The sequence below is a fragment of the Bifidobacterium biavatii DSM 23969 genome (assembly GCF_000741165.1).
Classification (GTDB): Bacteria; Actinomycetota; Actinomycetes; order Actinomycetales; family Bifidobacteriaceae; genus Bifidobacterium; species Bifidobacterium biavatii.
The window spans coordinates 1-10,845 of record NZ_JGYN01000021.1 but is presented as its reverse complement, the minus strand read 5'-3'; the positions used below and the strand labels follow the sequence as shown (position 1 = coordinate 10,845).

At 62.3% G+C, this 10,845-nt stretch carries 13 protein-coding genes; 5 read left to right on the top strand and 8 right to left on the bottom strand.

Annotated elements, in window-relative coordinates:
- Nucleotides 1–55: 55 nt before the first annotated feature.
- Entirely contained in the window at nt 56–1,207 is a 1,152-nt protein-coding gene (locus tag BBIA_RS07850; RefSeq protein WP_033495844.1) for a hypothetical protein, read from the top strand.
- Between the two features lie 3 nt (nt 1,208–1,210).
- Nucleotides 1,211–1,867, top strand: coding sequence for a hypothetical protein (locus BBIA_RS14265; RefSeq protein ID WP_033495842.1), 657 nt, complete (start codon nt 1,211–1,213; stop codon nt 1,865–1,867).
- 158 nt (nt 1,868–2,025) lie between these two features.
- Here the strand turns inward: BBIA_RS14265 and BBIA_RS07840 are convergent, their stop codons facing one another.
- Both BBIA_RS07840 and BBIA_RS07835 read right to left on the bottom strand, forming a co-directional pair.
- Nucleotides 2,026–2,460 carry a hypothetical protein gene (locus BBIA_RS07840; protein ID WP_033495840.1) on the bottom strand — a complete coding sequence of 145 codons (435 nt, stop codon included), beginning with the start codon at nt 2,458–2,460 and terminating at the stop codon, nt 2,026–2,028.
- 172 nt (nt 2,461–2,632) lie between these two features.
- Nucleotides 2,633–4,078 (bottom strand): hypothetical protein, encoded by a 1,446-nt coding sequence (locus tag BBIA_RS07835; RefSeq protein WP_238548470.1) that lies wholly within the window; start codon nt 4,076–4,078, stop codon nt 2,633–2,635.
- Between the two features lie 246 nt (nt 4,079–4,324).
- Between BBIA_RS07835 and BBIA_RS07830 the strand changes: the two genes are divergently transcribed.
- A complete protein-coding gene (locus tag BBIA_RS07830; protein ID WP_081892178.1) occupies nt 4,325–5,734 on the top strand; it encodes a tyrosine-protein kinase domain-containing protein in 1,410 nt (469 codons plus the stop codon).
- Between the two features lie 161 nt (nt 5,735–5,895).
- On the opposite strand, the gene BBIA_RS07825 is transcribed toward BBIA_RS07830, so the two are convergent.
- From BBIA_RS07825 to trxA, 6 genes are all read right to left on the bottom strand, one after another.
- Nucleotides 5,896–6,435 (bottom strand): arsenate reductase/protein-tyrosine-phosphatase family protein, encoded by a 540-nt coding sequence (locus BBIA_RS07825; protein WP_033495836.1) that lies wholly within the window; start codon nt 6,433–6,435, stop codon nt 5,896–5,898.
- Between the two features lie 135 nt (nt 6,436–6,570).
- The gene (locus tag BBIA_RS07820) at nt 6,571–7,089 is read right to left on the bottom strand and encodes a hypothetical protein (protein WP_033495862.1); all 519 of its coding nucleotides are present in this window, start codon (nt 7,087–7,089) and stop codon (nt 6,571–6,573) included.
- Nucleotides 7,090–7,422: 333 nt separating this feature from the next.
- Complete coding sequence (locus BBIA_RS07815; protein WP_081892161.1) at nt 7,423–7,644, bottom strand: helix-turn-helix transcriptional regulator; 222 nt, start codon at nt 7,642–7,644, stop codon at nt 7,423–7,425.
- The gene (locus tag BBIA_RS07810) at nt 7,634–8,056 is read right to left on the bottom strand and encodes a hypothetical protein (protein ID WP_033495832.1); all 423 of its coding nucleotides are present in this window, start codon (nt 8,054–8,056) and stop codon (nt 7,634–7,636) included. Before BBIA_RS07810 ends, BBIA_RS07815 begins: the two co-directional genes overlap by 11 nt.
- Nucleotides 8,057–8,273: 217 nt before the next feature.
- Nucleotides 8,274–9,305 (bottom strand): aggregation-promoting factor C-terminal-like domain-containing protein, encoded by a 1,032-nt coding sequence (locus BBIA_RS07805; protein WP_033495830.1) that lies wholly within the window; start codon nt 9,303–9,305, stop codon nt 8,274–8,276.
- A gap of 119 nt (nt 9,306–9,424) precedes the next feature.
- Complete coding sequence (trxA, locus tag BBIA_RS07800; protein WP_033495828.1) at nt 9,425–9,793, bottom strand: thioredoxin; 369 nt, start codon at nt 9,791–9,793, stop codon at nt 9,425–9,427.
- Nucleotides 9,794–9,969: 176 nt separating this feature from the next.
- Here trxA and BBIA_RS07795 point away from each other — a divergent pair, with 176 nt between their 5' ends.
- The gene (locus BBIA_RS07795) at nt 9,970–10,596 is read left to right on the top strand and encodes an NUDIX hydrolase family protein (protein WP_033495860.1); all 627 of its coding nucleotides are present in this window, start codon (nt 9,970–9,972) and stop codon (nt 10,594–10,596) included.
- Between the two features lie 35 nt (nt 10,597–10,631).
- Nucleotides 10,632–10,845: alpha/beta fold hydrolase (locus tag BBIA_RS07790; protein WP_035138238.1), on the top strand; the 214-nt coding region annotated here is incomplete at its 3' end.

The window sequence follows — 10,845 nt, the reverse complement described above, 5'->3', positions numbered from 1 at the left end:
GGGAGGTTGTAGGGTTGCGGCGAAGCCGCGGTAAGACATGGAATAGGTGTTTGCAGTGCTGGATGATGAATGGCAGGGTCCGTCCGACGAGGACGGGGAGGATCCCGCAAAGGACGTTGATCTGAGCTTCCCCTCGGTTGATGGGGATGACGGCATGCCGGTCGCAGGACCGGATTTGGACGCGCCGTTGCTGGATACGTCGACTGTCGACCTGTCGTCGGACATTCCGTCCGTGGAAATTCCGACCGTCACCTTGCCTCCGACGCTGCAGGAGGACGCTCGCCGGAAGCCGTCGTTGCCGGATCTGCCGCCGATTCCACCGTTGGGTGTGCTTGCGGACGAGCAGACGACGCAGCCCGAGGCGACGACTGTGCCGGACGTGCCGTCCGCGACGGTCCCGTTGCCGATCACGCCGAATTCTGGGCAGACCAATCCGAAGCAAGCGAATGTGACGGCCGATGCGCCGACTCAGGCCATGCCGGCGGTCGCCGATCATACGACCAGCGCAAACCAGACGGACGCCACAGACATCAATGACCAACCGACGACGGTGATCCCCAACGCTGGACTGCCGCTGACCCCGGGAACGGGAACCGTGCACGGCGGCACGGCAACCGGCCCGCACACTGCCGGCACAGGCGCGTTCGACGACGCGGCGACGCAGATCATGCAGCCCGATGACGCGGACATCAGCAGCACTGTGCTCAATAACACGGACGAATTCGCGAAGGTCGACGGTATGCCCGTCGTTGCGCCCACCGAAAGCGACGTGAAACCGGACGATTCGCTCACGCGCGAACTTCCGTTCAACCCCAAGGTCGTTATCGCCGCGGTCGCGTCCGTGGCCGTCGTCGCGGCGCTCGTCGCCGGCGTCGTCGTCTGGAACAATCGTCGCGACGGTACGTCCGACGCCGACCGTCTCGCCGCGTGCCAAGCCGCGTACTCCGACTACAGTGACGCGGCAAAAACGCTGCAGACCGCGCTCGCCGACGCGAAAACCGCACAGTCGTACAAGGCCAGCCAGGTGGCCGACGCGTCCACGCTGACCACGCTCAAGCAGGCCGTCGCCGACGCGCAGAACATGGACGACGTCAAACAGTGTGACGCCGACCTGAGCGTCGGCGTACTCGTGCAGCGCACCACCGCGGCACGTACGGCGACCGACACCGCCAAGGATGCGGCGCAGACGATCACCAACGCGACCTAGGCCGTGACCGACAGCTACGACAAGAAAACCGAGTCCGACCGGACCGCGGCCAAGAAGAAGCTGCAGTCCGCGTTCGACGATGCGCAGACGCTGCTGACCGACAGTGAAGGCAACGTTGCGGACGATGCGACGCGGCAGGCGCTGCAGAAGGCGATCGACGTGGCGAACGCGCTGCTCAAGCGGGACAAGCCCGATACGGCGGCGATGAAGAAGGCCCTGAGCGGATTGCAGACCGCCAGCGATGACGTGAACGCGTCGATTGAAGCGCTGAATTCCGCGGCGGCGGGCGACGGTACCGGCAACGGTACGACGACCGATGGCACGGGTGATGGCACCGGTACCGGCACTTCGAACGGAACCGGCACCGGAACGACCACGAACAACGGCACCGCCAACCAGCAGACGCAGCAGAATACGCAGTCGAACACCAATACCAATACGACGCCGAGCACGCCGTCCACGAACAATAATTCGACGAATAATTCCACCAATAATTCGACGAATTCGAACGCCAATACGGTGCCGTCAACGCCGAGTGAGCCGGAAACACCGAGCACCGGCGGGGATGAGAATAATAGTACCGACAACAGCGGCGAGACCGACAACGGCACCACCGACGTCCCCGTTCCCGGGGAGAGCGGCGATACCGCAGTGCAGTGATACGTGCATCGCGCTATGAACATTGCGGTCCTAGGAACGTTGCGTTCGTGTGATGTGCAGTGCATGATGCATATCACGCCATGAAAAAGGGTGGTGGGATGCTCCGGAAATTCCGGAACGTCCCACCACCCTTTGTTGACGGAGAAGAAGGCGGAAAATCAGGCGGCCTTCTTGCGGCCGCGGCGCTTCATGGTGCCGGGGGTCGCGTCGGCAATGTCGAAGATGACGACCTTGTCGCTCTGGTACGGGGTGCCGGTGATGGACGAGTAGGCGATCTCGCCTTCCGGAGCCTCCTCCAGCGTGAAGTACGGGGCTATGGCGGCCACGATGGTGGCGTCCTTGATGCTGATCGACGAGGCCTGCTTGCCTTCGGCCTTGCTGAACTTCACGGCGTTGTCGGACTTGGCAGTGGCCGGCGTGACGGCGATCTGCTTGGTGCGGTCGTTGATGAGCACCTTCACGAGCGCCGGGAAACCGAGCGCCTCGGCGGTGGCCTTATTGAAACGGACGGCATTGTCGGTGACGGTCATCACGGTTTTGCCGAGCGGCTTGACCAGCTTGACCTCTTCAAAACCCTGCAGCAGAGAAGCCATATTGAACTCCTTATCAATAGACGACGAGTTGGAATTATTATTTATCTTTTTCAGTGTAAACCCATTGCAATGAAAAAGACAATTTCCGTATTATTTCATACGATCGCCGTTCGCTTTATCGCGCGATCCAATGCCAATTCACGGACGAAAGACAGCAGGGAAGGCTGGTGAATCAGCTAATCGCAGACTGTCTATTGACGTGTCTCTGACGCGGCGCTTTCGTGGTTTCCGTGTCATACAGGGAAACGGCCCACAGCAACAGCGGGAGCGCATAAAACGCGTACGATTCGAACTGCACGTACAAATACGCGACCAGCACCAGCCAGCACACGTTCCGACGGTTCCACGCATGATGCCGCGTGATATGCAGCAGCACCAGCACCGCGAAGACCACGAAACAAAGCACGCCGAATTCGGTGATAAAACTCGCGTAGGCGCTCATCGTGAACGTGTCGGCCGGAGGATTGGCCAACCCGTCGATTTCCTGGCTCGACATGCCGCCATGCGCGTCGTACCATCGCCGCGCGCCCGCATAGCCGGTGCGCACCGCGTCCGAAATGTTGCCCGCGCCCCAGCTAAACAACAGGTGCGTTACGTCGTGCTTCCAAGCCCACATGGGAGCGAGCATGTGGAAAATACGCGCGCTCATCGAATTGTCCCCGGACAATAATCCCTTCGTCGCCAACGAATTCAACCGCGAGTCGAACAACAGCGCACTCACGCAGCCGGCCGCCATCAGGCACAGCGCGCCGACGAATCCGGCCGTGACCTTGCGCGAACGGAAATTCACCGCGCCAAGCATCCACAAAAAGGCCGCGACGATCGAATCCAACACGATGCGCGTGCCGGATCCCATCGCGATCGCGACGATCGCGAAAACCGGCACCAGTGCACCGATGCGACGGTCCTTCGTCAGCCAAAACACGGGCAGCAATACGCCGAACACATGCATGCCGATATAACTCGGTTCGGCGAACAAAAACTGCGGTCTGGTCGACGCATAATACCGGTAGATCAGATTCCAGAAATACGCGCGCACCGGCTGCCAATTCCAGTTCCGCTCCAGCGAAACATACTGCAATATGCCGGTGCCCAACGCGAGCACGTACGCGGCGAACAGCGTGGTCAGCAGCGTGCGCAGCGGCACTTTTTTCAGACGGATGCCAATGTCAAGCGAGGCGAGACAGGACAGGCATAGCAGCAGCGACAATAGTGATTTGGCTAGCGCCGACGGGTGCACGCCGATCGTGCGCCAACCGTAGAACGACATCGTCACCAGCAATAGCGGCAGCAGAAAAAACGGCAGGAAACGCCGCATCGTGTTGCACAGATACCGTGCGTTGACGATCGCGTACGCGGCGAACAGCCACGGGGAGATCGGCGTCCAATACGGCAGCGCCACGCCAAGCTTGGTGCCGTCGAACGGGAGCATCGCCACGGCGGCGAACAGCAGCAGATCGGACGTCGTGACGGTGATGCGGGACACCGTTTCCGTCAGTGCGCCGGATTGCAGCGGCGCGATTCGCGTGGGCGCGGCAGGCCCGGCGGACGCTGTGGACGCTGTGGACGCGGCTGATACAGCTGATGCGGCTGATGTTGCGGATGCATTGGAGGACATGCTCGGATTGTTCCTTCCGGTCGATTTCCGTGAGCCACTGTACCAAGCGAATGTGTGGAAGACGTGAGGCAAGGGGCGATATGTGGAAGGCGTCGAGTAGGGGGTACAGGAGTGTTGGTACGATTAACTTCGTTTTGTGTGCACTGATTGAAGAGGGAGAGCCTCGTGGTCGCAGAAAAAAGCGAACCAATACAGGGCCAGGCGCCCGTAGAAGCCGTTGAGCAGCGTGACGGCGGCGTCACGCTCATGGATATGCTGCGCATCATCCGCAAGCATCTCATCTCGGCCATCATCACGTTCGTCGTGGTGTTCGCCGCCGTGTGCGCGTACACGCTGCTCGTGCCGCCGAAGTACTCGGCCACGGCGCAGGCGTTCGCCACATACAACCAGACCGTCGCCAACAGCGAGGATATTTCCTCCGTCAACAACGCGAGCTCGTACATCTCCAACCAGATCAAGTCGTACCCGACGCTGACCACCACAGAAGCGGTGCTGCAGCCGGTCATCGACGATCTTGGCCTGAACGTGACCGTCGCGCAGCTTGGCCAGCAGCTGACCGTCACCAACCCGACCAACACCGCATTCGTGAACATCACGGTGGAGGACGACTCGCCGCAGCAGTCGGCCACCATCGCCAATGAGGTCGCCAAATCGCTGCAGAGCGTCGTTCAGAACTCGCTGTACGACTCCTCCCAGAAGTCGCCGGTCAAGCTGACGATCGTGCAGCAGGCCACCGAGCCGACCTCGCCGAGCTCCCCTAAGGTGGCGCTCAACATGGCGATCGGCCTGGTCGTCGGCGCGATCCTCGCCGTGTTCGTCGCGTTGATCCGCGACCTGCTGTCCACCAAGGTGCAGGAATCGCACGATCTGCAGGAGATCATCGACGCGCCGATCATGGGCCGCATTCCCGACGACGAGTCGCTCAAGCAGCCCGTGCCGGTCATCGTGTCCGCGCCGAGCAGCTCCATCGCCGAGGAGTACCGCCGCGTGCGCACCAACTTGTCGTTCACGTCGCCGGTCGAGGGCAGCAACGCGCGACTCATCGTCATCTCGTCGGTCAGCCCGAACGAAGGCAAGACGACCACGTCCGTGAACATCGCCGCGACGCTCGCCGAGAACGGCGCGAGCGTGTTGCTCATCGACGCCGACCTGCGTCACCCGTCCGTGGCCGACAAGCTGTCGCTCGAAGGCAATGCGGGCCTCGCGCACGTGCTGTCCGGCCAGGCGTCCGTCAAGGACGTCGTGCAGCGCTACTGGAAGCCGAACCTGCACATCATGCCGGCCGGCCCGAAGCCGCCGAACGCGTCCGCGCTGCTCAACTCCAAGACCATGAAGGAGCTGATCCGCCAGGCGCTCACCCAGTACGACTACGTGATCATCGACACGTCGCCGATGATCGTCGCCAACGACGCCGCCGTGTTCGGCGCAATGGGCGGCGGCATCGTGCTCGTGTCCGGCCGCGACGTGACCGACAAGCGCGAGCTGCGCGACATCGCGTCCCAGCTCGACAACCTCGGCGTGACCGTGACCGGCTTCGTCTTCAACTTCGCCAAGGAGACCAAGAAGACCAGCAGCTACGGCAACTACTATTACGACGATGACGATTCGACGCAGCACCGCAAGGGCAAGCGCCGCTCGTCGTCCAAGAAGAAGTAGCGTCTGTGCGGTGCGGCGCGCGTACGGCGTGCGCCGCTCGTAGTAGCACGCAGAAGGCCCCTCTCCGATCATGGAGAGGGGCCTTCTGCGTGTCTCTTGCGTGTTCGTTACGCGCGTGTGCGCCCGGCGGGCAGCGTCGTCGGACGCACACACCCGTAGCGCTATTTGGTGGCGTTGGCGATGATGTGCAGCGCCTGGCAGATCTGGTCGTGCGCCTTCTGGAAGACGGGGAAGTCCTTGCGGTGCGGATCCTCGATCGTCAGCGGCGCGGGCAGCATCGGGCGGATCATGGACGCGTTGTCGATCACCGACGCGAGGTGCTCGGCGCGCGTGGAACCCTCCAGATAGCCCTGCTGGGCGCAGTACGTGCACATGTTCGCAAAGTCGGTCAGCAGGAACGTGTGACGGCCCGCACGCGGCGCGATGGTCGCGATGTCCTGACGCTGGTGCGGCTCGAAGCACAGGATCAGGTCGGCCTCGTTCGCGAGCTGCGGCGTGATGCGCTTGGAACGGAACGTGCTTGAGTCGATGCCGTCGGCCGCCAGCAGTTTGGCGCTGGACGGGTCGATCTCATGGTCGATCAGGCCGCGCGTGCCGGCGCTGTCGGCTGTGATGGACGGATCGTCGAAATAGCGGGGGAGCAGCAGCTCGCCCATCGGAGAACGGCAGATGTTGCCGGTGCAGACAAACAGTACTTTCATGATTTCACCATACTATTCGTGTCGTGGCGGATCGCTCGGGAATTGGCTGAACGATCGCGGAGAAATTGCGGAAGGCATACAAAAAGACCCCGAGCAAGCCCGGGGTCTTGAGAAGATCAGCTACGCTGAGTGAATTCAGCGAACGGAGGTCTTGCGGACGGCGAAGACGGCGATGCCAGCAGCGGCCAGCAGAGCGACGGCGACGGCATACGGAGCGACGGCAGCACCAGTCTCAGCGGTGGTGGCACCGGAGGCAGCGCCGGAAGCGGAGCCCTTGCCGGTGGCCGGAGCGGTCACGGAAGCGGTGTAGGTCTTGCCAGAGGTCAGGCCCTTGACGGTGTAGGTCGCGGTGTAGCCGTTGGCCAGAGCAGCGTCGGTCAGGGTCAGGGTGATGGTGGCGGAGCCATCAGCGTGAGCGTTGCCGGTGTAGGTCTTGTCGGCAGCGAAGGTGACGTTGGAGACGTAGGTGTCGTCAACGGTGATGGACAGCTCTTCGTTCGGGGCGAAGGTGCCAGCCGGAGCGGACAGGGTCACGACGCTGCCGGACACGGTGCCGGTGATGCCGTAATCGTCAGCCATGGCAACGCTGGAAGCGAAGCCGAAACCAAAAACAGTAGCGATGGCAGCCAGCAGGGCCACGATCTTCTTCTTCATAATGAACCTCCACAAATCATTGTTGTGCATCAGCACGAAGTCCTCAAGTTTCCCCAATTCCTTGGTGCTGCCGATTACTATACTCACCGTTTCGACCGTGGCAAGTCCCGGTTTCCCGACAGAACGGGGGTATGTGACATCGCCGTCACACGAGGTGACAACGGCATCACGCGATGCGACAATGTCCGCACACGTTGATTTTTTGGTAGATTATGTGCGAATCGTTGGAATTCCAACGATTCTGAGTGAACGCCGTATGAATTCCGACAAAAATGCCCCGCGACACGCCGAAGAAGGCGAATCGCGGGGCGCAATAACCACATAGTGAACGGATTATTTGGCGGGGGAGGGGGCGTCGGTTTCGTCGTCGAAACTGAACAGGTCCTCGACCGTGGTGTCGAAAATCTTGGCGATGTCCATCGCAAGCCGCAGCGACGGACAGTACTGGCCCTGCTCGAGACGCCCGATCGTTTCGCGCCGCACGTTGACCAGATCCGCAAGATCGGACTGCTTCATCCCGCGCTCCATGCGACGCAGCTTGAGACTAGTCCTCATCGTCACCCCCATGCAGCCCGTCGGACTCCAGCCACAGGTAGCGCGCGTCCGACAGCGACAGTGCGAGCATCGCCAGCGTTGGCAGCAGCATCGGGCTGACCTGCCACGGCGCGTGCATCGCCAGCGACGAGATCATGCCAGCGAATCCGATGATCGTCAGCGCGCCGACCAGCGTCATGAACGAGAAACGCACCGCCGCATACTGGTGACGGTCTGACAGTTCGTCCGTACGCGGATTGCTGCGGTTGAACATCGTAATCACCACGATCTCGCCGACGATCCACAACAGCGCGATCACGCCGGTCACCAGAAACCCGGCCAGATCGTTCTTGACGAACACGAGCACGGCGCAGGAGATCGCGCCCACGATCTCCAGCACCATTCTGAACGCGATGTATCGGTTAAACGTCATGCGACGGCCCTCCTTCGGAGCGGAAACGGATACGGGGGCATTAATCTACTACGGTAGCACTTCGGCGCGGGCGGCCCGGCTTCCCCCGACGGCGAATGGGCCTGGCGCGGCAGGCGGGGGAAGCCGGGCCGTAAACGACAAGAGGCCGTCGGCGACATGCCGATGGCCTCTCAGACGAATCGTGCGCGGATATGCTCAGCACCCGCCCAGTGGCGGATCAGTACCAGTTGTTGGCGACCCAGAAGTTGTACGCGCCCTGAATCGAGCCATAGCGGCCCGCGCAATAGCTCCAGAACCACTTGAGCTGCGTCTGGTAGTTCGTGGCCCAATCCGCGCCCGCGGAGGCCATCTTGCTGCCCGGCAGCGCCTGGGCGAGACCGTACGCGCCCGACGACGCATTCGTCGCGTTCACGCGCCAGCCGGATTCGTGGCTGATGATGTACACGGTGGCTGTGAAGTCGGATTCCGAATAGCCGTTCGCGAGCAGATAGTCGTGCGCCCACTGCTGCATGTCGCCCACAGGCGTAGTGGTGCCGATGACGGACGCGGTGTCGGATGCGGCGTTCGATTCGGTTTCGGCCGTCGTGTCAACGCCGGTGCCGACGAGGATCACCTTGTCGACCGGAGCCTTCTTGACGTACGAGGTGAACACGTTCGACGAGACGACCGTGTCACCGGAACGGGTGACCAGGCTCGTGATCTCCATCACGCCCTTCTGGCCCTCCGTTTCGACCTTTTCGGTGCCCTTGGGCAGGTCGTCGGTCTCCTTCTTGACCGTGTTGAACGCGATCGGCTCCTGGCTGGTCTCAACCTGCGTGCCGGCTCGCTCGATGGTGATCACCGTGGATTCGCTGACCTCGCTGGTCAACGACGGGCTCACCTTGTCGTCCGGCTCCAACGTAATGTCACCCGCGTCAAGCACGGACTTGACGTCGGTGAAATGATAGCCGAGCACGGTACGCGACTGTCCGTTGACCTTCACCGTCACATAGGACGCGTTCTTGTCGGCATGGCGCAACGCCTCGCGCGACGTGCCACGGGACACTTCAAGCGCGTCGGAGTCGGTTGCCGAATACGAGGACACCTGCGACGACGCGGTCGCGGCGTGATGCTCGGCGATGTAGAAATTGCGGGAGATGAAGCCGGCCCCGGCAAACATGCCCACTGCAGCGACAACCGCCGTGAACTTGATCCACTGACGCTTGCTCAACGACCCCAACGTGGGCGTCTGTCTGCGGTGATTGGCCATATTGCTCCTTGGACGATCGGATAATGCTTGCCGGTTTGCCGTACGACGGTGGACTGGCACACTGCTCACCAGTGTAGTCCGCTTGCCGGATGAACGGCGAAACCGGCGGAATGCCGGGCTTACTCGGCGGACGGCTCCTGCGCGGACGGCTCGGCCTGGGCGTTCACGTCAAGACCGCGGGCCTGGACGATCAGATCGTCCAGATCGGAGGCGCGCAGCGCTCCGGCCTGCTTGAAGATGACCTGGCCCTTCTTGGCGATCATCAGCGTCGGCACGGCCTGGATGCCGGCGGCGGTGGCCAGCTCCTGGTTCTCGTCGATGTCGACCTTCGCGAACACAATGTCCGGGTTCGCCTCGCTCGCCTTCTCGAACACCGGGCCGAACGCGCGGCACGGGCCGCACCACGTGGCCCAGAAATCGACGAACACCAGCTCGTTGTCGGAGATCGTCTGCTCGAAATCCTTGGTGGTGACTGCAACGGTAGCCATGATTCTTGTTCTCCTTATGCTCTGTATATGCTCTATTACCCCTATAGGCATAGCTTGACACCAGCATGTCAGCACCACTCAACAACTTCCACCCAAAGCCGAAAAGCCAGTGTGTCGCGTTTCGCTGTGCGAGGCGGTCGCGCGCCGCGCAACGAAAGCGGGTCATAATGGAAAACATGCCAGTCATGAATGATGAGGTGCCCGACGAGGGCGACTTTGACGCGGGCCGCCGCCGCGGGGAATTCGACAACATCACGCCGGAGGATTTCATCCACGGAACCGGCCGCGGCAACCCGCCGGGATGGCTCGGACCGGCCGACATCGACCGTGCCCGCAGGCAGATGCCGATCGCGTACGTCGAGATCGTGCCGGTGCGCACCGACGATCTTGGCCGCGTCGCGCAGGTCGGCTCGCTGCTGCGCGTCTCCGATGACGGGTCGATCGAGCGCACGCTGATCACCGGCCGCGTGCTCTTCCACGAGACGCTGCGCGAGGCGATCGCCCGCAACGTCGCCAAGGATCTCGGCGACATCGCGCTGCCGGTCCTGCCGCAAAGCCTGCAGCCGTTCTGCGTGGCCGAATTCTTCCCCACGCCCGGGGTCAGCGAATACTACGATCCGCGCCAGCACGCGATCGCCCTGTGCTACGTGGTGCCGATCGCCGGTGACTGCAAGCCACAGGACGAGACGCTCGACGTGGAATGGGTGGACCCGCACGGCGACATGATGGAAACGTTCATCGGCCAGATGATCAACGGCCACGGCGACATCGTGCGCCGCGCACTGGCATGGCTAGGAAGATAACACGGCCGGGGCATGACAGCGAGATGCATAACCATATGACATTGCAGACCTTTCAACTGAACAACAACGTGTACCGCGACGGCGACGGCAAGTCCGCGCCGCTCGTGCTCGTCCATGCCTTTCCGGTGGACCACCGCATGTGGGACGACTGCGCGGCCGAAATCATCCGCCAGGCCGACGCGGCCGGACTGCCGCGGTTCGCCGTATGGGCGCCCGACATGCCGGGCGCGGGCGACGGCCCGATCCCGG

Coding starts and splice junctions, on each gene's coding strand:
- BBIA_RS07795 (WP_033495860.1), top strand. CDS start 9,970: ATGCCAGTCATGAATGATGAGGTGCCCGACGAGGGCGACTTTGACGCG.
- BBIA_RS07835 (WP_238548470.1), bottom strand. CDS start 4,078: ATGTCCTCCAATGCATCCGCAACATCAGCCGCATCAGCTGTATCAGCC.
- BBIA_RS07825 (WP_033495836.1), bottom strand. CDS start 6,435: ATGAAAGTACTGTTTGTCTGCACCGGCAACATCTGCCGTTCTCCGATG.
- BBIA_RS07805 (WP_033495830.1), bottom strand. CDS start 9,305: ATGGCCAATCACCGCAGACAGACGCCCACGTTGGGGTCGTTGAGCAAG.
- trxA (WP_033495828.1), bottom strand. CDS start 9,793: ATGGCTACCGTTGCAGTCACCACCAAGGATTTCGAGCAGACGATCTCC.
- BBIA_RS07830 (WP_081892178.1), top strand. CDS start 4,325: ATGGATATGCTGCGCATCATCCGCAAGCATCTCATCTCGGCCATCATC.
- BBIA_RS07810 (WP_033495832.1), bottom strand. CDS start 8,056: ATGACGTTTAACCGATACATCGCGTTCAGAATGGTGCTGGAGATCGTG.
- BBIA_RS07840 (WP_033495840.1), bottom strand. CDS start 2,460: ATGGCTTCTCTGCTGCAGGGTTTTGAAGAGGTCAAGCTGGTCAAGCCG.
- BBIA_RS07820 (WP_033495862.1), bottom strand. CDS start 7,089: ATGAAGAAGAAGATCGTGGCCCTGCTGGCTGCCATCGCTACTGTTTTT.
- BBIA_RS07815 (WP_081892161.1), bottom strand. CDS start 7,644: ATGAGGACTAGTCTCAAGCTGCGTCGCATGGAGCGCGGGATGAAGCAG.